Below are 20,461 nucleotides of genomic sequence, written 5' to 3' on the forward strand. Positions count from 1 at the left end.
AGCTCCGTGGAATAAAGAAGCTATATCAATACCAAGTATTGAGGGTTATCTGAATGTGGGTAGGAATACCCGCTTACCTATGAACTAACTGCCTTGACCGCACGTAATTATATGTATTCAGTTTCGTGGGTAGCTCAATATGAAATCGGAGATGATGATTAACAAAGGTAAGCCAGGTACGGCAAGAGAATACGCAAAAGTCCCCAAAGGGCGCCTCTCTCGTTTGGGACAACTAGGTTCATTGGCAACGCGTGTTGCTGGCAGCATGGTCACCGAAGGGGTTAAACAACTCGCCCAGGGAAACCGCCCCAAAGCCAGTGAGTTATTACTTACCCCAAGCAATGCCAAGCGTGTCGCAGAGCAATTAGCTCAACTTCGGGGGGCGGCAATGAAGGTGGGGCAGCTACTTTCTATGGACGCTGGCGACCTGCTACCCCCCGAGTTGACTGAGTTGCTCGCCCGTTTGCGGGCAGAAGCTAAAGCCATGCCCATCAGCCAACTCAACGCAGTCCTGCAGGATGAATGGGAGGTTGATTGGCAAGACAGGTTCCAAACCTTCTCTTTCTACCCCGTTGCAGCAGCTTCAATTGGTCAGGTTCATTCAGCCACTAACCTCAATGGTGAAAAGATAGCGCTGAAAATCCAGTACCCAGGTATAAAAGAAAGTATCGACAGTGATGTCGATAATGTCGCGACATTACTACGGGTATCAGGTCTATTACCCAAGGATGTCGATTATAAAGATTTGCTAGAAGAGGCAAAACAGCAGCTTCATGCTGAAGCCGATTATCAACTCGAGGCCTCATTACTCAAGCAATACCAACAGCACCTTGCTAATGATTCTCGTTACCTCGTCCCCTCTGTTTTCGATCAGTTGACGACTGAAAACATCCTTGCCATGCAATTTGTCGACGGCTTGCCAGTGGAGTCACTGGCGGATCAGCCGCAGCATACCCGTGACCAAGTCGTGGAGCTTGCTTTCGAATTGCTGTTCAAAGAAATGTTTGAATTCAAACTGGTACAAACCGATCCAAATTTTGCAAATTTCCAATTCAAAGAACAGACCCAACAATTGGTTTTGTTAGATTTCGGGGCGACTCGTGCCTACCCCACCCATGTTGCAGAAGGGTACCAACAACTGCTTAGCGCCGCCCTTTATCACGACAAAACGTGTATGAGTGATGCGCTACGACAAATCGGCTTTTTCAGCCAACCAATTACCCCCTCACAGCAAAGTGCCGTGATTGATCTTTGCTTGGAAGCCTGCGAACCGATCATGACAGAAGGCGTGTTTGACTTCGGCCAAACCGACTTAGCTAAGCGTATTCGAGATGCAGGCAGCGCACTGAGCATGAAGGAGAATTACTGGCACGCCCCACCTGCGGATGCAATATTCTTCCACCGTAAATTAGGTGGGCTTTACCTTCTGGCTGCTCGACTCAAAGCAAAAGTCAATGTAAGGGAGATCTTTTCTCCGTATTTATTGGCTCCAACAAGTACATAACGCGTTTCTCTACGAAGAAGGGCTCAGGTAATGAGCCCGCCAATAGCCAGCGTCATCAAACAATTCTTCATTAATAGCAATGGCATTTTCGATCGACAAAAACAGTGCAGAATTTTCTTCACCTAACATTTTAAGCTTTTCACGTGCCCTGTACAGTTCAGCGATGTAATCCTGCTGGATTTGTACTGACGGGCTTTGAGACTGACTCTGAGCAGCATAACTTTGACTCCGACTCCCTTCACCAGCTTGCGGTCCATCTTGCTCCAGACTGACAACAAGTAACGAGCAGCCTAGAGCCATACCTAACAAACCTGTCGTTATTACACTATTCATAATCATGCAACCTCAACCCCGAACATTAATTTCATAATGACAACCAATTAAACGACGTTCAATTAATGCAGGCTGAACGAGTGAGCCTTACTCTACATCATGCATACACTCAATATTCTGCCACCCCATATATACATAGAGCTGGATTCACTTAACTACATAGGAATAGAGAGGCAAGTTGCGCCTCCTTCACATTAGGGAGCCGATTTAGCTGATGCTGTATATGTCTCCGACTTTGGTAATTTCGGTTTTCGAGTAACAAGGAACACGGCAACGGCGGCCAAAACAAACCCAGCAACACCCAACTCATCAAAACTTTCACCAAAAATCAGCCAGGCTTGGAAAGCGGTCATTGGCGGCACGAGATAAAAAGTCGAGGCGACTTTAGATGACTCACCATGCTTAACCATGTACAGCAACAGTAAAATCGCCACGACTGACAACACCAAGACTAACCAACTCAAAGCAAACACAAATGTCGGGGTCCAGTTAACTTCCATAGTCTCGGTCGTCAATGCCACCGGTAAGAACAGTAATGCAGCCGCACTGTATTGCCACACCGCGCTTCCCACCATATCTATCCCCTGGCAGAATTTTTTCTGGTATAAGGTACCAAAGGTGATCCCCACTAAAGACAAGAGTGTGAAGAGATAAGCCATCTCACGGCTACCGTCCTGGTGCCAAGCCATATTGCCTTGTAAGACAAGATTAATCCCGATAAAACCAATGACGAGTCCAACCCACTGTGATGCCCGCATACGCTCTCCGACACAACCAAACATTACCACGGCGGTCACTATCGGCTGCAACCCGACCAACAGCGAACACAGCCCTGCAGGCATACCCAAACCAATGGCAAAATAGGTTCCTCCCAAATAAAAGCCGTGGATCAGTAACCCTGCGACCATGCAGTGGGCCATTGCCTTCCCGGTGGGGACTCGGGCTCTGAGAGTAACAACCAGCAACAAGAACACGGTGATATTCGCCACCATCCTCAACAGCAAGAATGTCGCCGGCTCAGCATAGGGTAAACCCAACCTTGCGCCAATAAAGCCGGAACTCCAAAGCACAACAAACAAAAATGGGATAAAACGCGTCATCATGACCCTCTCACTTTCTTTTTCCCTCAATAGCTTTTACTTTATAGGGGTACAAAAAACTTGGTAGGGACAGATTTGTGTATTTTTTAGGGTACAGATGAATGGATGACAGCCATAGCCAGTTGAAAACAAAATACCACTATGTATATCGATGGATTGCAGAGCGCATTGATAAACAAAATTTTCAACCCGGAGAGCGCTTGCCGTCTATTCGGGATCTGAGTCAACAACTGTCAGTAAGCAAAAACACGGTGATCCGTGCCTACCAGCAACTTGAGGCCAACCAGAAAATCACCGCTCTGGCTCGTTCTGGCTACCGAGTCAATACACCCGCCATAGCTTCAACCAGCCTCAAGCCAGTACCAGAACCCGGTTTTGTCGATTTAATGTCCTTGAGCAAGAAAATTATGGGGCTACCAATATCCCGTGAGGTACTGCCGATGGGCTCAGCTCATCCTGATACAGACTTCCCTGCCATCAATAGCCTGTATGCTGAGATTGGCCGTCATAGTCGCTATCAACGCCATATCCCCAGTCACTACCAGCTCCCCCCCGGCAACGATTTGTTATTGAAACAATTAGTAGGAATAAACCGAGAGCTGGGTATTACCACCTCCAAACAATCATTGCTGGTAACCCACGGTGCCCAGCAAGCAATCAGCCTGAGCTTGCAAGCTATCACCTCTACTGGTGATATTGTTTTAGTCGAATCTGCCAGTTACTTTGGTAACTTGATGTTGTTGGAATCTCTTGGCCTGAGAGTGATCGAAATTCCAGCTAGCCCAGTAACGGGGATCCACCTTGATGCCCTAGAGCAAGCTCTTAAAGAATGGTCAGTCAAAGCTATCTTGATTAACCCCAGTTTCAACAACCCCACCGGGTATGTGATGTCGACGGCTGATAGGCTTCGCTTTCTTGCTATAACCAGTGGGATCCCGATCATCGAAGATGATGTCTTTGGTGGGCTAGCCTATCAGCAACGTCCCCTGCCACTGAAAACCCTCGACCAAGATAATCGGGTGATCTATTGCAACTCTTTATCGAAAACCCTGGACTCCCGTCTTCGTATCGGCTGGGTCATTGCCGGACAATACCAAACTGTGATTGAAAAAAGACTACTGACTGACAACATGGGCAGCCCCAACCTAATCCACTCTGCCGTAGCCCAATTCCTTGAAGGGGGAAAATACCGTCAGCATCTTGGAAAAATTCGTCGCAGCTATGCTAAAAAACAAAAGCTATTTTCTCGGCAACTAACCAAAGCCTTGGATCACTATCCGCAACTACAGGGACAATATCATCTTACTCAGCCAGTTGGTGGGTTCCTATGCTGGCTCATCTTACCCGAAGAGGTAAACAGCCAAGCCATCTACCAAGAAACACTAAAACAAGGGATCAGCGTATTACCTGGCAGCATGTTCAGCACCAACAAGCGCTATGCCCATTGCCTACGCTTAAGCTTTGCCAACTTTCGCGAAGACGACACCTGGCAACGCGGGCTAAGGCAACTGGCTACGATCATTGCGAGACAAATCATCCCTCTGACCGGAGACACCTGAACCAAACTGCTACACTACTTGTACCCTAATGAATAGAGGAAGGAGCCTTCATGATTTCAGGTCATACTTTATCTGCCACGGTAAACTCTGTATTCATCACGCTGCTATGCGGTATCGGCTTAACATCGGCACCCAAGGTTATTTCGGCCCCAGCTGTTGCACTTCAAGGCAGTAGTCAAGGGATGAACTACGTCGTCGAAAAAATCGCACAAACCGATGGTGTGCCATGGGGTATGGTATTCACCCCCAACAATCAATTACTGATCACCTACCGCGACGGCACTGTTCGCCTCCTTGATCCAGCCAACGGCACAATACAAGATGTTTCTGGACAACCCGCTATCAGCCAATACGGCCAAGGTGGGCTGTTAGATGTCGCGAAACTGACGATCGTTAATGACAACAATGCTGCTCAAACTTGGTATTATTTTACCTATAGCAAGGCCAAGGGCGGAGAGGCGGCAACGACCCTCGCCCGTGCTCAACTAGAGGGTCGCCGGTTAACACAGTGGCAAGATTTATTGTTCACTCAATCACTCAGCGATGCTTCTCGTCACTTCGGTAGCCGTATCGCTTTCGATGACGAGGAACACGTCTTTTTTTCTATCGGTGATCGGGCACACCGGCCTAACGGGCAAGATCTCTCTACCCATGCCGGCAGCATCCTGAGGCTCAACCTCGATGGCTCTGTGCCTAAAGACAATCCTTTTGTCAATACCGCCAACGCCTTACCGGAAATATGGAGCTACGGCCACCGCAATCCACAGGGGTTGCAGTTCGATCCGCTAACCCATCGCCTGTGGTCCAATGAACACGGACCTCGTGGCGGAGACGAAATCAATTTAATCACTGCCGGCGCAAACTATGGTTGGCCCAAGATTTCGCATGGCAAAGAATACTGGGGGCCAATTGCTGTCGGGGAAGGCACCGAGAAAGACGGCATCATCTCACCACTCAAGGTATATATCCCCTCCATCGCTCCGGGTAGCCTACTGCTATACAGAGGTACCGCATTTCCCAACTGGCAAGGTCACCTATTTAGTGGCGCACTGAAACTGCGCCATTTAAACCGGGTGAGCGTTACTGACACTGGAAAACTAGAAAATGAAGAGCGATTACTTGAAGAATTGGACGAGCGGATCAGAGCACTGGTGTTAGACGAGCAGGGCTGGCTATATTTCTCGGCCGACTCTGGTACCATTTACCGACTAAGGCCTCATCCAAGTAAATAAGCTCAACCCATTATCATCACTAAGCCGTGTTACAGTTTGTCCTGTTGAAACAAGAACATCAACCTCACAACCCAGTAAGGCTCTGGGTCAGTGCTGCATGCATATTATGCATAGTATCTTTGTTATTTTCTCATTTGTGTCATAGGTTGAATTCCACTACCATCCCCGCTCTTTTTTGCACTTGAGGCACTGATGTTTTCACAATCACTCACAGCCCAATTAATGCGTATGGTACTGCTGCTTACTCTGACCTTGATCGCGGTTCACCACTGCCAGCCATTGTTGGACTCGTTGGCTGAGCATGCCATGAGCGGCGGTTGCCATCAGCAAAACTCAAATGACCACACTTTGACTGGACTTTAACAATGAGTATTTTTCGCTTTCCACTGCTTGTGTGGATGGGCATTGGAACACTAATTATCAGCCTAGGGATCAGGCAGTCTTTTGGTATCTTCATGATGCCGATTTCTATGCATTTTGATACTGGCCGTGAGTTTTTTAGTCTGGCTATCGCAGTTCAAAATCTACTCTTTGGTGTGTTCCAGCCGTTTGTCGGCATGGCTGCCGACCGGTGGGGCGCGCAAAAAGTGATCTGGACCGGTGCCATTGCCTATGGTTTAGGTTTGTACCTCACCTCTCTTGCAGTTGAACCAAGCTGGTTATTTGTCTCCCTCGGCGCATTGGTTGGCCTTGGCTTAAGTGCGACTAGTTACGTTATCGTACTGGGTGCCGTTGCGCGTGTAGTCCCCGCTGAGCATACAGCTAAAGCCTTCGGTCTGACTACCGCAGCTGGCTCTTTCGGTATGTTCGCGGTGATCCCGGGAGCCCAATACATGCTAAGTGAATTCGATTGGCAAACCGCCCTACAAGTGTTCGCCATGCTGTGTGCGCTGATGATGGCGTTCTCATTCTTCATGAAAGCCAACAAACAAAGCACAGCATCAACGGCACCATCAGAGCAGAAGCAAACACTGAAAGAAGCGTTAAAAGAAGCTTTTAGCCACCGTGGATACTGGCTCATTCATATGGGCTTTTTCGTGTGTGGCTTCCACGTTATGTTCATTGCGACTCACCTGCCAAGCTATCTAGCAGATAAAGGGTTACCGGGCTCCACTGCCGCCATGGCACTGGCCTATGTAGGTATTTTCAATATCTTCGGTAGCTACTTCTGGGGAGTGATGGGTGACAAATTCAACAAGCGTTATGTGATGTCTACCCTGTACATTATGCGTACCTTGGTTATTGCAGCCTTTGTTACTTTACCTGTAACAACAGATACGGCTGCGATCTTCGGAGGTGCTATTGGTTTTTGCTGGCTAGGTACCGTGCCACTAACCTCTGGCTTGGTTCGCCAGATCTTTGGCCCGCGTTACCTATCCACACTATACGGATTGGTTTTCTTCACCCACCAAGTCGGTAGTTTCCTTGGTGCATGGTTCGGTGGTCGCATCTACGATTACTACGGCAGCTATGAGCCAATCTGGTGGTCAACCGTTGCGTTTGCCCTCATTGCCGCGCTTCTGCATATTCCGATCAACGACAAGCCAATTGTTCGCCAGCCCGCTGTCGCATAACGATTGTAAAAGCCTATCAGCAAATAAAAAGCCCCCGGTCAGAAACCGGAGGCTTTTTTATCATTGAAGCAACAGTCATTGGTTGCTTTTAATTTACTTACAGGTGCTCACCACGACGCAGCGCATCAATACGCTTGTCCAATGGTGGGTGCGTCATGAACAGCTCAGAGAGTGACTTCTTACCGTTGATACCAAAAGCCATCATCGAACCTTCAAGCTGAGGCTCGTGGCTCATCTTCAGACGCTCAAGTGCAGCAATCATCTTCTCTTTACCCACTAGGTGTGCAGAACCTGCATCGGCCTTGAACTCACGGTGACGGCTGTACCACATAGTCAGGATGCTCGCCAAGAAACCGAACAGAACTTCCATGATAGAAGAGACAATGAAGTAGGTCATGTAGCTACCGCCACCACCTTCTTCGTCGCTGTTATTGACACCACTAATCGCGCCAGCCACCAAACGAGATACAAAGATAACGAAGGTGTTCACCACACCTTGCATAAGGGTCATGGTTACCATGTCACCATTTGAGATGTGGCTAACTTCATGTGCTAATACTGCTTCGGCTTCGTCACGGGTCATGTTATGCAACAAACCTGTCGACACTGCCACCAGCGAATCATCACGCTTTGCGCCAGTGGCAAAGGCGTTGATATCGGCAGAGTCGTAAACAGCGACCGTTGGCATACCGATACCTGACTGTTGTGCCTGACGGGCAACGGTTTCCATCAACCAGTGTTCAGTCTCATTACGCGGATGTTCGATAACCATCCCGCCCACAGAGCGCAGAGCCATTGACTTCGACATGAACAGTGAAATCAATGAACCACCAAAACCAAACAAGGCAGCCATCACCAATAGCCCTGAAAGGCTACCCGGTTGCATGCCTGTCACCGCATAAACGACGTTCAAGACAACGCTGAAAACCAGCATTACAGCTAGGTTAGTTGCCAAAAACAATGCAATACGCTTCATAAAATACTCTTTCTCCAGAAAAGAAGGTGCTGTTCCCCTGTTATCCCCATGATTAGGGCAACGGAGGCATCATCCATTTGTTATTGATATGTATAGTATGGTCGTTGAAACAGAAAACAAGTGAAAGTGAAAAATTGTTACGTTTCATTTTTGTTATTAAACAACCCAATACTATTAAACAATCTTCCTTATGATAATAGATTCAGCTTTAATTGGGGCTTAACATAGGAAACGTACTCATTGATCAAATGAATACACCACAACGTAATTGGCAGACCAACGGCAAAGATGAAACACAGAGAAGTGGTAAGACCAGATTAGTTTAGACTTTGGTCTTATTGTATCTAAGACTAGGATATTCTATTGTCGTATTTCGTTAGTGATGATGCATGGTATTCAATTATCAAGGAGGAATGATGGCCGATCACGAAAACTACCAGGTAGCGATTGACATCTTACGCTGTCATCTTGGTCTGTCTGCAGATGAAGCACGCAAAGAGCTGGGGCTAGACGGAAACAACAAAAAGCTTACTGATACTCAAGAAGCGCTTATTGGCCTGACTGGCAATAATTAAGCACTTCTGCTTATAACCAGATTCACCAAAAACCTCTCTGAAAAGAGAGGTTTTTTCATACATATTGAGAACCAGAGCGCAAATAAACTGTTATTCAACGAGCAAGCAAACACAGGCAGTGCTTCCTTCGAGACCATATACAGCACACGGGTACGCTATACCGCCAACCACTGATTAAAACGTTCCCCTGTTCATTTTGCTTGCGCTACTGTTGGATCAATTTGCTTTAACCGTCCATTTTGATGTCCTTACGTTCCAAAATAATATTGGGGAAAATTCCTAGACGGAATTTTCGCAAGAAACCTACCGGTTCATCGTATTATTTACTATCGGTCAATACGCAAAAAAAAACCTGCCAGTTGGCAGGTTTATTATCACGCGAATACCGCAACGGTTAAAGACCAAGCGGTGACAAGTCTACGTAGCTCGACAGGTTACGCTTTTTGATGCCCGGCATATAGGGGATTTCACCCAATTTTTTACCCGGTAGGTTTTCTTCCAACATGCGGATGATGTCCGCGTAATTCTCTGTACCTGGATTAATACGGTTTGCTACCCAGCCAACCACTTCCAAGCCATCATTTTGAATCGCTTCAGCCGTTAGAATAGCGTGGCTCAAACAGCCAAGCTTCACCCCAACAACCAAGATAACAGGCAGCTTTTCCTGCTTAACCCAAGTCGACAGGTAGTCATTCCAAGAAACAGGGACACGCCAGCCACCTGCGCCTTCTACCAGCACTGCCTCGGATTTATGCTTTAGGCTATCTAGCCCTTGCGAAAGAACATCAAACTCAATAACACGCTTTTCTTGTTCAGCGGCCAAATGCGGAGAAATGGCAGCTTCAAAAGCGTATGGGTTAACTTCATCGTACTCTAACTCAACAACCGATGCGTCTTGAATATACAAGGCATCTGAATTACGCATACCACTGGCTGTCAGTGCACTTCCGGATGCGACCGGCTTATAACCCGCCATCTTGATATTCGCGCTAGCTGCAGCATGAAGAATGGCGCGAGAGGCTACAGTTTTACCGACTTCAGTATCTGTACCTGTTACAAAGAAAGCGTTAGTCATTAATAATTACTCCAAAACAGACTTGGTATGTTGCCGGCAGCTGGTTATCCTCATGTCGAAACTCATCATAAGCGCTCTCTAATGCCTTAAATGTCTTTCGACTGGCCAAGCCTGCTTTTCGCCCCTGATGAATATGTGTTGCCCCTATACCTTTCAAATCTTTCATAAGGTCAACTGCCGAACGGTAATACATGGTGATTGGCTCGAATTCTAGGTCAACCTCTGTACACCCCGCTTGCGCCAGCGCAAGTTTTATGGCCTTTTGCGAAAGAAACTGGTTTACATGTTGATATTGATCAACCTGCTCCCATGCATGAACAAGCTCGTGCAGGGAGCCTTCGGTCAAGGTGGAAAACACGATTTTCCCCCCAGGCTTTACCACGCGTCGCAGTTCACGAAGCGGTACAGACAGATCATCACACCACTGCAAGGCCAAGCTAGTGAAAGCAAAGTCAAACTGATTGTCCGGCAATGGCAAGCATTCCGCATCACCTTCTACGTAGCTAATCCCCTCACCACAGCGCAACCTGGCTTGCTCAAGCATCAGGCTAGACAGATCTGTCGCGCAAACTTGCATACCTCGCTGTTGCAATTGCTGACTGAAATAACCAGTCCCGCAACCTAGATCAAGAACTTGGCTACCCGCGACATTAAGAACGGGTAGTTTAGCCAATAAATGATGACCAACCTGACGTTGAAAAGCCGCTGATTGATCATAATGTTTCGCGGCCTTGCCAAATGCATCGGCGATGGCTTGCTTATCGGTAACAACAGCATCATTCAGAACAGGGACTGCCGTTTCTGTATTACTCTTCATGCCATACCTCATTGATAGCCTGTGCCAACAAACGAATATCTGCGTCTTGGTGGGCAGCGGTCAAAGTTACCCGCAACCTTGCGGCACTAGCAGGGACTGTCGGCGGCCGGATAGCACTGACCCACAGTCCCCGCTGTCGCAATTTTTCTGCAACGTTTACCGCTCGCTCGCTACTGCCCACCATTAAGGGTTTAATCGGCGTTTGGGTTTCGAGCATCTCTACATCAGGTGATAAGTGTTCCGACAAGGTTTCTCCAAGTGCGGTGAGTCTCTCACGGCGCCATTCGTCACGCTGAATGATATCGCACGCCTTAGATAGTGCATGAGCTTGGGCGGGTGGTATCGCGGTTGAATAAACAAAATGACGGGCAAACTGCACAAGATATTCTGCCATCGTTTGGCTACACAATATGGCAGCTCCTTGGAGACCAAAAGCCTTACCAAAGGTCACGACTAAAATATCCGGCTTGATGCCAGCGTGATCACAACTGCCACGGCCTGACTCCCCAAGTACTCCACAACCATGAGCATCATCAACCACCAGCATGCTCTGGCTTTGCTGGCAAACACTTGCGATATCACTGAGTGGCGAGAGATCCCCGTCCATACTAAATACTCCCTCAGTTACCACTAGTTTGGGAGCGTGTTCACCAAGGCGAGAGACCAAGCGAGACAAGGATGAAGGATCGTTATGGGCAAAGCGCCGCATCGTTGCTGGTGACAGCATTCCCGCCTCAATGAGAGATGCATGAGTGAGCTTGTCCTGCAGCAGGTGATCACCCTCTTGCAGCAAGGCAAACAGTAGCGCTTGGTTGGCACTGAAACCACTGCTGAACAGCAATGCATGTTCATAACCCAGCCACTCCGAGAGCTGTGCCTGTAAGTTCTGGTGGGGAGATTGGAAGCCCGTAACCAGTGGACTCGCACCACTCCCTGCACCGAAGCGAGATAGGCCGTCTTGCCAAGCACTAACCAGTTCAGGGTCTTGTGCTAGACCTAGATAGTCGTTGCTTGAAAAATTTAGCAACGATTGACCTTCATGCTGCACTGACATTGCCTGTCCGCGCCCTAAGCAATTCAGTTTTCGGTACAGCCCTTGTGCCTGTCGCTCTTCAAGGGCTGACGTTATCCGCTGGTTAAACCGATGCATCGTAGAACAGATCATCCTTAGTTGGTCGCGCTGCAACCCGCTGAGCAACCTGTCCCAATAGTTCCTGTGCCTGTATTTCATCAGGTTTGGCACTTTGTTCCTGGCGATTAATACCCAGCTTGGCGAACAGTTGCATGTCTTTGTCTTCACCTGGATTTGGTGTCGTTAATAATTTGCAGCCATAGAACACCGAATTAGCACCGGCCATAAAACACAGCGCCTGCATTTGCTCGTTCATGTCCTCACGGCCTGCCGATAAACGAACAGCCGACTGAGGCATAATGATACGGGCAACCGCGATGATACGAACAAAGTCGAACGGGTCAACGTCATCAACAGACTCTAGCGGCGTGCCCTTAACCTTAACCAGCATGTTGATCGGTACGCTCTCTGGGTGGGTCGGTAAATTGGCAAGCTCAACCAATAACCCCGCTCGGTCTCGGGAGCTTTCCCCCATACCGATAATCCCGCCAGAACAAATTTTCATCCCCGCTTCACGCACATGGCTTAAAGTATCAAGGCGATCTTGGTAAGTACGGGTGGTAATGATATTGCCGTAGAATTCCGGCGAGGTATCAAGGTTGTGGTTGTAGTAGTCCAAACCGGCTTCAGCCAGCTCGCTAGCTTGATCACCGGTGATCATACCGAGCGTCATACAGGTTTCGAGCCCCATCGATTTCACCCCGCGTACCATATCGAGCAGGTAAGGCATATCGCGTTCTTTCGGATTTTTCCATGCCGCCCCCATACAGAAACGCGTTGCCCCGGAAGTTTTTGCCTTTTCCGCCGCATCGAGCACCCGCTCAACTTCTAGCAGTCGCTCGCGATCAACATCGGTGCGGTAATGCGCACTTTGTGGACAGTACTTGCAATCTTCCGGGCAAGCGCCCGTCTTAATGGACAGCAGGGTACTCACCTGCACCCTATTGGGATCGTGGTAATGACGGTGTACCTGCTGCGCGGCAAACACCAAATCCATAAATGGCTGGTCAAATAGCGCTTGAACTTCCTCGACTGTCCAGTCGTGACGTACTTCCACGTGTAATCACCTCTTATTATGTGTCCAGCAACCCCTTATCGCTGCCACTGGAGTTATGCATTCATTGCTTCTTGTTACTTGGCTAGTCTACTTCGAGACGGTAGACTGTCAACCATCAACAAGGAGCAAGGTTTACAACTGTGCAAAAAGCAAACAACAAGGTCGATTTGGAATTTGACCAGCAGCATGTCTGGCACCCATACACGTCAACACTCACCCCACTGCCATGCTATCCGGTGATCAGTGCCAATGGGGTATATTTGCAACTTGAGGACGGCAGGGAAATTATTGACGGGATGTCGTCATGGTGGTCAACAATCCATGGCTATAACCACCCAACTCTGACAGAAGCAGCCAAAGCCCAGCTCGACAAGATGTCACACGTTATGTTTGGTGGCATTACTCACCAGCCTGCAGTGGAGCTCTGCCGCAAACTGGTTGAGATCACACCGGAGCCTCTCCAGCATGTTTTTCTGGCTGACTCTGGTTCTGTCGCGGTGGAAGTGTCCCTAAAGATGGCGTTGCAATATTGGCATGCCAAAGGTGAACGCCGGCCGAAATTCCTCACCGTCAAGCACGGCTACCATGGTGACACCTTTGCCGCGATGTCAGTCACCGACCCTGACAACTCTATGCACAGCCTGTACAAAGGATTCTTGCCTGAGCATATTTTTGTCCAATCACCGAAATGTGGGTTTTTCGAACCATGGCAAGAATCGGATATTGACGATTTCCGCTATCAACTAGAACGACATCAGAAGGAGGTTGCTGCCGTCATTATCGAGCCTATCGTTCAGGGCGCGGGTGGGATGCGGATCTATCATCCAACCTTCCTCAAGCGGGTACGTCAATTATGCGACAAATACGGGATCTTGCTTATCGCTGACGAAATTGCGACCGGTTTTGGGCGTACAGGAAAATTATTTGCTTGTGAACATGCCGGTATCAGTCCCGACATTATGTGTGTTGGCAAGGCATTAACCGGAGGCTACATGACACTTTCCGCCACCCTCGCCAGTACCCATGTCGCAAATACGGTATGCAGCGGAGAAGCCGGGTGTTTCATGCACGGACCAACATTCATGGGTAACCCGCTGGCCTGTGCGGTCGCCAACGCCAGCTTGGATATCCTCGCCCAAGGCCATTGGCATGATCAAGTAAAAAACATTGAAAAACAATTATCTGAGTCGTTGCCAGAGATTGAAAAACTGGCCAAAGTCAAGACTGTTCGTTGGCTGGGGGCTATCGGTGTTGTTGAGCTTTATGAGCCTGTCGATATGGCCAAGATTCAGGAAACGTTTGTAGACAGTGGCGTCTGGATTCGCCCTTTTGGCACACTTGTCTACATAATGCCTCCATTTATCATTAACCAACAACAACTTAGCCAACTCACTTCGGCGATCAAGCTAGCACTTAAGTAGTATCGAAAAGCAGACAACTTCTAATGATTGTCTGCTTATACTTTTCCTGAACGTTATAGCAATCCCAACTTATGGTTGGCTCGTATTTATAATGAATAACGTCAGTAAGGCTAGAACTATGCAATTACCACTATTTCCGTTACAGATATACCTACTACCTGGTGGGATAAGTAAACTGAGGATTGTCGAACCTCGCTATACCCGGTTAGTCAAACTAGCTATGGGTGACGGCAACGGTTTCGGCCTCTGTATGAAAGATGGAGACTCTCTGTGCCATTTCGGAACCCGAGTGATCATAACGGATTTCGAAAAACTCCCTGATGGCCTACTGGGCATTACCATTAGAGGTGTGGAAAAATTCGTAATCAATAAGCATTGGCAAGAGGAAGACGGATTGCGGTTTGGCGATGTCACATCAATGTCCAACTGGACGCCAAGTCAAATTAAATTCGTTGACCGAGACATATCCAATAGCTTAAAAGCACTATTTGAAGAATACCCCGAACATGCAGAGAATTATCCGTTGCCGGATTACAATGACATGACTTGGGTGTGCCAACGCTGGCTTGAATTGTTGCCTCTGGAAACCAACCAGAAGCAGTGGTTTATGAGTCGCAATGACCACCGTGCAGCACTTTCGTTTCTGCACAATGTCATTGACGATCAACTTAAAAGAGAGTGTTAGGCAATAATAATATGCAAGCTCATGTCTGTGGATGTGAAAGTTTTACAAAGACATGATGACTTCGCGTCGAAGCCGTTAACCTTCAATCAACTTCATCAATAAGTGACCATCGTACATCGCCTGTTTGACTAAAGCCGCACCTGGCATGGTCGCCTGGGTATAAAACGAGCTTTGCTCGATAACTAAATCACGATTGTAAACTGGTAATGACTGATTACGGACGCACTCCATAATCGCCGGATAAAGAATATCTTTTGCCCGGTTGAATTCACCGCCGAGAAGGATCTTCTCCGGGTTAAACAAATTCACCATAATGGCAATGGCCTGCCCTAAATGATGCCCCAATTCAACTATCACCTGCCTTGCCAAAGTATCTCCTGCCATCGCAGCATCACAGATACGTTCAATTGTCAGAGTCTTGCCGTGCAGTGATGAAGGGTGGCCCTCACGCAAACGCTGCTCAACTTGCTCGATAACGGCCTTCAGGCTCGCTACCGTTTCCAAACAGCCATGGTTACCGCAGTAACAGCGTTTACCGTAAGGCTTAATTTGAATATGGCCAAGTTCGCCGACATTACCGATCCTTCCTTTCAATACCACATTATCAAGTACAATCCCTGCACCTACGCCGTGATGAATAGAAACCAAAATGGAATTGGCGACATCACGCGAATTACCAAACAATTTCTCAGCAAGTGCCCACGAGCGGGTGTCATTACCGATAAATACTGGTAACCCCGTCGCTTGATGTATCGCTGGCCCGAGTTCAAGGTTATGAACATCATAATGCGGCATCTGAATAATTGTACCGGTCGAAGAGTTAACCAACCCCGGTAAGGTCACCGCGATAGCAGTAATGCGATCAAGTTCACTCACATGGTTGGCGAAAAAGGTATGAATTTCAGCGATGAGCTTTTTCATTACTTCATCTTGATGAAGTACATCTATATCTTGACGCTCTTCAACCAAGATATCTCCTCCCAACTCATGTAGCGCAATAGTTAGGTAACCCCGTCCTAAACGAAGAGACATAAACTGCCAACCTTCATTGGACGGCACCAAGCCTACAGCAGGCCGGCCTCGACTGGACGACTCTTGGATCGCCGTTTCTTTGATCAGGTGAGCTTCAATCAATTCACGAGTGATTTTTGTTATACTTGCAGGCGCTAATTGGCTACGTTTGGAAAGCTCAATGCGGGAGATTGGGCCAAACAAGTCAATAAGCTTGTAAACGCTGCCGGCATTATTTCTTTTGATATGGTCAATATGACCTGGCTGAGCGACATACATGCCTAAACTCCCGATAAAATCTGTCATTGTTTAATATTACATTTTAATTTTTTTACTTTGCGAAGTAATTGTGAAGCCGATTATGTTGAGTACGTGACAATGGTCACATCGAATCATGAAAAACACCGCAATTCTTGCCCTGGCTCTCATTATACCGCAAAAATATTTCCTTTTTTTTAACTGCAAAAATTAACCTATTTAAAGACAGCCTGCTGCAATTTTGCGATAATCGCCGGTCGCAAAAATCCCCCACCATGAGGTTAACGGTGTACAAAATTAACGAAGTCTTTGAAACTATCCAAGGCGAAGGCGTATTTACTGGTGTGCCAGCCATTTTTGTCAGGCTCCAAATCTGCCCTGTCGGCTGTGCCTGGTGTGACACCAAACAAACTTGGAGCGCCGAACCTCAAGATCACGGCTCTGTCGTCGACGTCATGGCTAAGACAGGTGATTCACCTATTTGGACAGAGCTAGATGCTCAAGGCATCGTTAATTTGCTCACTGAGCAACAATACACCGCCAAGCACGTAGTTATTACTGGTGGTGAGCCTTGTATCTATGACTTACTGCCACTAACCACCGCGCTGGAACAGGTCGGCTTCCGTTGCCAGATTGAAACCAGCGGCACATCCGAAATACAGGCAACACCAAACACCTGGGTTACCGTGTCTCCAAAGATTAACATGAAGGCCAAGCTGCCAGTACTTGCGAGTGCGCTTGGGCGAGCCGATGAGATCAAGCACCCAGTCGGTACCCAAAAAGATATCGAACAACTTGATGAGTTGCTTGCCGGCAAGCAACTCAAAACCGAGGTTGAAATCGCACTGCAGCCGATTAGCCAGAAGCCAAGAGCGACAGAGTTGTGCATCGATACCTGTATCAAACGCAACTGGCGCCTATCGATCCAAACCCACAAGTATTTGGCTATTGCATAACTAACCTGACACTTCCTCGCATTTCAGCAGACCTTGAGCGGCAGTCTTATTTTCAGGACAGCCGCCCTATATCCGAGACCCATCTTCTTTCTTAACTTTGCACCTTTTTGTCCTATCTATACTCAGCAGAAAACAAATACCAACAAAAGATTCATGACCTCTTGGGGAATTTAATATGCGCAGTTATATGGGATATACCCTGCTGTTTATCAGCAGTCTGCTGCTTGCGGCCTGCGGAGGCGGCAGTGACACAACCGAGCCTGCCGCGGGTACTCCAGTGCCTGTTTCGACAACCTTCACGGTGTCTGTCGATGCTCCTGATGGTATGCTTCTTGCCAACCAACAACGTTTTTCTTTTATTCAGCCGGCTTATGCCAATGCTGTGAAAGACCTTACCGAACAGAACTTTGCCGCTGTATGGCTAGATGACAAAGGTAAAGTCTTTGAATCAATTGAAATTACCCGGCTCGAAGCAAAAGGCGACGGGATCTACGAGCTTGATGCTGGAACCCGAGCCAGAATCAATGCGGTGCTATTAGTTGACCTCGACGGTGTACCTGAGTTTACGCTCGGTGAAAATTTACCAGATGGCTTATTTATGACACCACTGGCCGCCGAACGACTCGCTGTATCCCTAGAATTATCGCTCACCTACTATGCTCTAGCTCAGCGTGTGGCTGCAGACGAAAACTGGGGAGTATTCAATGATGTATTTGAATCTGGTGCGCAAGGGGCTGTCGCCCTCGCCCTTGAAGACATCAACAAGATCGCCATTGATATTCGTGACACGCTCTTCCCTAAAATCGGCGTTCAAGGTCTATCACTCAAAGATCTTATGAGCCTCACCATAGTGCAAACCATGACCGAAGGCAGGCTGGAGCGATTCTTTACCGAACAGTCAGCAGCCATCGCCAATATACTGGCTATCTTAAATGATGGTTACTGGGAAATAAGCACAACGGAAGGTAACGACGGTAAAGGGATTTTTGCCGACAACACGTCTTATGACGGCAACGAAACCACCGTCACTGAGTACAATTGGGATAAAAGGGGCAGTGACGATATCACCCTCACCGAAATGTTCACCTACCTGAGTAATTCAACGAGCTTTGGCACCGAAGATGTCAAATCTCAAGTATTAACAGATCAAGGCTGGATGGGGCTGTTTGAGTACCTCAAGGTACAATTTGCTACCGACCGTAATGCCCTACTGACAGATGCCGCCCTTAACCTCTCTGATGAAAGAGGCGTCACCTTGGAAGCCAAGGTTTACTCACTATCTGGCAAGAAAATGCACGACTTTCTTTCCAGCAAGGACAACCATTACCTGACCCGCTATATACCCGATGACACAACCTTTACTGAAGGCTCTTCTGGCTTCTATTTCACATGGCGACCAGAAAGCGAAACTTATTTATTGTGCGATAATACCAACGATCAAGATACCTGCCGGGTTTCTCCTATCCTAACACCAGAAGCCGCCTATACCAGTTTGGAAGATATCAAAACCTCTTTGTTTGATGTTGGAATAACCATCGAACAAGTCAATGGCTTCAAACTCAGTGACAATATCGTAGCAGAATTTATCGACGATGATTTCTTCACCGTCCGCTACTGGAGCCGCATTGCTGCTAACGAATGGACAATCCAAGATACCAGTGTATGGGCGCCAACCACTATAGCTGGCAAATCTGTTATACGTTTTGATATCCCCGATATTGTTAGACAGCTCTCCGATGACTACGCCTTCAATGGTCGTAACCTATTCCTTGTTGAGGACCGAGGCTTTGTCAATATAGGTGAAGTACTTCTTGAATTAGCAGAGTTTAACTTCTCAGGATTCGACAATGACGCCAAAGCACAGATCTTTGCGGCTGCAACCCGCGATAACTTGCCACCCTTTGGCGAGTGTGCTTTCGGGAACACTGAGTTAGCCAATGAGGGGCTATTTCTCAATGCGGTTACCGAGTGTGGCGGTGATGAACGGTTCACCACTCAATCTGTTAATGATTTGGTCGATAAGACCTTGGTACAAATCAGTGATGATGGGGAAATCAGCGCCCACATTCTCCGTGGTGACAACAGCTGGGATCACTACCGCAATACCAACGAAGAATCCGGATCACGTGCATGGTCACTGACGGAAGACGGTTACTTAAAGCTTGTTGGTAACACCAACCTCGAAGACGAATTCGATTTCTGGTCTCTGACAAATTACGACTACCAGCAAAACCTACTCGCGATTAAGGTATTCAGCCAACAGGGGCAAGAAGCACAAATTTCCAGCTTGATGGCCCGTGAGTATGCACCTGATTCATTAGCGGCATGCCTTGATGGTGACTCCGGTTGGGATCCAGAAACCACGACACCAACGGTCAAGGAAAGCTTAAGCAACTACAACAACCAAGTTCAGCAATGTAAACAAATCTGGTTTGGTCGCGACCCTGTTTTCACTGAAGCGCTGTTGGTTGGCCAGACTGGTAACAACAGCGATGATAAAGCCCTGACTTTTGCTAGTGACAGTGGAGGTGATACTGGAAATCACAGTAATGAAAATACCGCTCGTTACCTAAAATTAAGCGATGACTTTGATGGTGATTTTTTCGAGGGAAGTTATGTTGATGGAAGTGGCTGTGGTTTCAACTTCGCCATTCGCTGGAAAATAGAAGACGACGGAACTCTGTACTATGAAGCCGTAGACGGCTCGATGAACGAACGGATCCAAATCACCGATACCGACGGTTTGAAATTGGCGGTCAAAGCCTTTAACCACCAGACCCGCTGGGAAACCGATGAGACTTTGAACTATGGCAGTGATGAAGGAGAGATCTGGAGTGACATCGTCACCTTGATCGATGCGAGCCAAGTGCCTGATGTTGTGCCTGTTGAGCCGCCACCGCCCACACCACCTGCTGAGGGAGAAGAGCCACCAGTAGAGGAAGAACCAGCAGGCCCTCCAGGGGGAACCATCCTTAACGATGGCCAGACTTGTGCCTATCTGGATAACCCTGAGGATACAGCTCCATAATTTAGCGATACCACGAACAAAAAGCCCGAGAAGAGAACTGACCCCCAATAGTTGGACACCAATTATTGGGGGGCTTTTTATGTCCAAAGCTCGAAATCAACGAATTTTGACAGTGGATGAATTAGAATATTCGAGAAAGAGAAAATCGGTGCGTCAATGAAAAGGTAG

General features: G+C 47.8%; 18 protein-coding genes. 10 read left to right on the plus strand and 8 right to left on the minus strand.

Annotated features, from left to right (window positions below):
* The first annotated feature begins 139 nt into the window (after window positions 1–139).
* Complete coding sequence (locus tag ACVA53_RS05580; protein WP_446504688.1) at window positions 140–1,504, plus strand: ABC1 kinase family protein; 1,365 nt, start codon at window positions 140–142, stop codon at window positions 1,502–1,504.
* Between the two features lie 9 nt (window positions 1,505–1,513).
* On the opposite strand, the gene ACVA53_RS05585 is transcribed toward ACVA53_RS05580, so the two are convergent.
* Window positions 1,514–1,837 carry a hypothetical protein gene (locus tag ACVA53_RS05585; protein ID WP_255040856.1) on the minus strand — a complete coding sequence of 108 codons (324 nt, stop codon included), beginning with the start codon at window positions 1,835–1,837 and terminating at the stop codon, window positions 1,514–1,516.
* Window positions 1,838–2,031: 194 nt separating this feature from the next.
* Entirely contained in the window at window positions 2,032–2,940 is a 909-nt protein-coding gene (locus ACVA53_RS05590) for a DMT family transporter (protein ID WP_446504689.1), read from the minus strand.
* 98 nt (window positions 2,941–3,038) lie between these two features.
* Between ACVA53_RS05590 and ACVA53_RS05595 the strand changes: the two genes are divergently transcribed.
* The 4 genes from ACVA53_RS05595 to ACVA53_RS05610 all read left to right on the plus strand — a co-directional run bounded on the left by ACVA53_RS05595 (window position 3,039) and on the right by ACVA53_RS05610 (window position 7,302).
* Window positions 3,039–4,496, plus strand: a complete 1,458-nt coding sequence (locus ACVA53_RS05595) for an aminotransferase-like domain-containing protein (RefSeq protein WP_446504690.1) — start codon at window positions 3,039–3,041, stop codon at window positions 4,494–4,496.
* A gap of 50 nt (window positions 4,497–4,546) precedes the next feature.
* On the plus strand, window positions 4,547–5,728 hold the full coding sequence (locus ACVA53_RS05600; RefSeq protein ID WP_255040859.1) for a PQQ-dependent sugar dehydrogenase: 1,182 nt from the start codon (window positions 4,547–4,549) through the stop codon (window positions 5,726–5,728).
* Window positions 5,729–5,920: 192 nt separating this feature from the next.
* Window positions 5,921–6,091 (plus strand): hypothetical protein, encoded by a 171-nt coding sequence (locus ACVA53_RS05605; protein ID WP_255040860.1) that lies wholly within the window; start codon window positions 5,921–5,923, stop codon window positions 6,089–6,091.
* 2 nt (window positions 6,092–6,093) lie between these two features.
* Window positions 6,094–7,302, plus strand: a complete 1,209-nt coding sequence (locus tag ACVA53_RS05610) for an MFS transporter (protein ID WP_255040861.1) — start codon at window positions 6,094–6,096, stop codon at window positions 7,300–7,302.
* 97 nt (window positions 7,303–7,399) lie between these two features.
* Here the strand turns inward: ACVA53_RS05610 and htpX are convergent, their stop codons facing one another.
* Entirely contained in the window at window positions 7,400–8,278 is an 879-nt protein-coding gene (gene htpX / locus ACVA53_RS05615; protein WP_255040862.1) for a protease HtpX, read from the minus strand.
* A gap of 416 nt (window positions 8,279–8,694) precedes the next feature.
* On the opposite strand from htpX, the gene ACVA53_RS05620 reads away from it, so the two are divergent.
* Complete coding sequence (locus ACVA53_RS05620; protein ID WP_274126094.1) at window positions 8,695–8,853, plus strand: hypothetical protein; 159 nt, start codon at window positions 8,695–8,697, stop codon at window positions 8,851–8,853.
* Window positions 8,854–9,247: 394 nt separating this feature from the next.
* On the opposite strand, the gene bioD is transcribed toward ACVA53_RS05620, so the two are convergent.
* Genes bioD through bioB form a run of 4 tightly spaced genes read right to left on the minus strand, consistent with a single transcriptional unit; the run spans window position 9,248 to window position 12,934 of the window.
* Entirely contained in the window at window positions 9,248–9,928 is a 681-nt protein-coding gene (gene bioD / locus ACVA53_RS05625) for a dethiobiotin synthase (RefSeq protein WP_255040863.1), read from the minus strand.
* Complete coding sequence (gene bioC, locus ACVA53_RS05630) at window positions 9,921–10,745, minus strand: malonyl-ACP O-methyltransferase BioC (RefSeq protein ID WP_255040864.1); 825 nt, start codon at window positions 10,743–10,745, stop codon at window positions 9,921–9,923. The genes bioD and bioC overlap by 8 nt, the downstream gene beginning before the upstream one ends.
* Window positions 10,735–11,895: an 8-amino-7-oxononanoate synthase gene (gene bioF, locus ACVA53_RS05635; RefSeq protein WP_446504691.1), complete on the minus strand. Its 1,161-nt coding sequence runs from the start codon at window positions 11,893–11,895 to the stop codon at window positions 10,735–10,737. Before bioF ends, bioC begins: the two co-directional genes overlap by 11 nt.
* Window positions 11,882–12,934, minus strand: coding sequence for a biotin synthase BioB (gene bioB / locus ACVA53_RS05640; protein WP_255040865.1), 1,053 nt, complete (start codon window positions 12,932–12,934; stop codon window positions 11,882–11,884). Before bioB ends, bioF begins: the two co-directional genes overlap by 14 nt.
* Window positions 12,935–13,074: 140 nt before the next feature.
* On the opposite strand from bioB, the gene bioA reads away from it, so the two are divergent.
* Both bioA and ACVA53_RS05650 read left to right on the plus strand, forming a co-directional pair.
* Window positions 13,075–14,355: an adenosylmethionine--8-amino-7-oxononanoate transaminase gene (bioA, locus tag ACVA53_RS05645; protein WP_446504692.1), complete on the plus strand. Its 1,281-nt coding sequence runs from the start codon at window positions 13,075–13,077 to the stop codon at window positions 14,353–14,355.
* Window positions 14,356–14,473: 118 nt separating this feature from the next.
* Complete coding sequence (locus tag ACVA53_RS05650; protein WP_255040867.1) at window positions 14,474–15,040, plus strand: LON peptidase substrate-binding domain-containing protein; 567 nt, start codon at window positions 14,474–14,476, stop codon at window positions 15,038–15,040.
* Window positions 15,041–15,115: 75 nt separating this feature from the next.
* On the opposite strand, the gene mlc is transcribed toward ACVA53_RS05650, so the two are convergent.
* A complete protein-coding gene (gene mlc, locus ACVA53_RS05655) occupies window positions 15,116–16,330 on the minus strand; it encodes a sugar metabolism global transcriptional regulator Mlc (protein WP_255040953.1) in 1,215 nt (404 codons plus the stop codon).
* Between the two features lie 254 nt (window positions 16,331–16,584).
* Here mlc and queE point away from each other — a divergent pair, with 254 nt between their 5' ends.
* Together queE and ACVA53_RS05665 are read left to right on the plus strand one after the other, a co-directional pair.
* On the plus strand, window positions 16,585–17,265 hold the full coding sequence (gene queE, locus ACVA53_RS05660; protein WP_255040868.1) for a 7-carboxy-7-deazaguanine synthase QueE: 681 nt from the start codon (window positions 16,585–16,587) through the stop codon (window positions 17,263–17,265).
* 175 nt (window positions 17,266–17,440) lie between these two features.
* Complete coding sequence (locus tag ACVA53_RS05665; protein WP_446504693.1) at window positions 17,441–20,293, plus strand: hydrogenase expression protein HypA; 2,853 nt, start codon at window positions 17,441–17,443, stop codon at window positions 20,291–20,293.
* Window positions 20,294–20,461: the final 168 nt, after the last annotated feature.

The sequence above is a fragment of the Photobacterium sp. DNB23_23_1 genome (assembly GCF_052873815.1).

Excerpts from the sequence above, each read along its gene's own strand:
- ACVA53_RS05665 (WP_446504693.1), top strand. The coding sequence starts at position 17,441 with ATGCGCAGTTATATGGGATATACCCTGCTGTTTATCAGCAGTCTGCTG.
- ACVA53_RS05585 (WP_255040856.1), bottom strand. The coding sequence starts at position 1,837 with ATGAATAGTGTAATAACGACAGGTTTGTTAGGTATGGCTCTAGGCTGC.
- htpX (WP_255040862.1), bottom strand. The coding sequence starts at position 8,278 with ATGAAGCGTATTGCATTGTTTTTGGCAACTAACCTAGCTGTAATGCTG.
- ACVA53_RS05650 (WP_255040867.1), top strand. The coding sequence starts at position 14,474 with ATGCAATTACCACTATTTCCGTTACAGATATACCTACTACCTGGTGGG.
- bioF (WP_446504691.1), bottom strand. The coding sequence starts at position 11,895 with ATGCATCGGTTTAACCAGCGGATAACGTCAGCCCTTGAAGAGCGACAG.
- ACVA53_RS05580 (WP_446504688.1), top strand. The coding sequence starts at position 140 with ATGAAATCGGAGATGATGATTAACAAAGGTAAGCCAGGTACGGCAAGA.
- mlc (WP_255040953.1), bottom strand. The coding sequence starts at position 16,330 with ATGTATGTCGCTCAGCCAGGTCATATTGACCATATCAAAAGAAATAAT.
- ACVA53_RS05600 (WP_255040859.1), top strand. The coding sequence starts at position 4,547 with ATGATTTCAGGTCATACTTTATCTGCCACGGTAAACTCTGTATTCATC.
- ACVA53_RS05605 (WP_255040860.1), top strand. The coding sequence starts at position 5,921 with ATGTTTTCACAATCACTCACAGCCCAATTAATGCGTATGGTACTGCTG.
- ACVA53_RS05590 (WP_446504689.1), bottom strand. The coding sequence starts at position 2,940 with ATGATGACGCGTTTTATCCCATTTTTGTTTGTTGTGCTTTGGAGTTCC.
- bioD (WP_255040863.1), bottom strand. The coding sequence starts at position 9,928 with ATGACTAACGCTTTCTTTGTAACAGGTACAGATACTGAAGTCGGTAAA.
- bioC (WP_255040864.1), bottom strand. The coding sequence starts at position 10,745 with ATGAAGAGTAATACAGAAACGGCAGTCCCTGTTCTGAATGATGCTGTT.
- ACVA53_RS05620 (WP_274126094.1), top strand. The coding sequence starts at position 8,695 with ATGGCCGATCACGAAAACTACCAGGTAGCGATTGACATCTTACGCTGT.
- ACVA53_RS05595 (WP_446504690.1), top strand. The coding sequence starts at position 3,039 with ATGGATGACAGCCATAGCCAGTTGAAAACAAAATACCACTATGTATAT.
- queE (WP_255040868.1), top strand. The coding sequence starts at position 16,585 with ATGAGGTTAACGGTGTACAAAATTAACGAAGTCTTTGAAACTATCCAA.
- ACVA53_RS05610 (WP_255040861.1), top strand. The coding sequence starts at position 6,094 with ATGAGTATTTTTCGCTTTCCACTGCTTGTGTGGATGGGCATTGGAACA.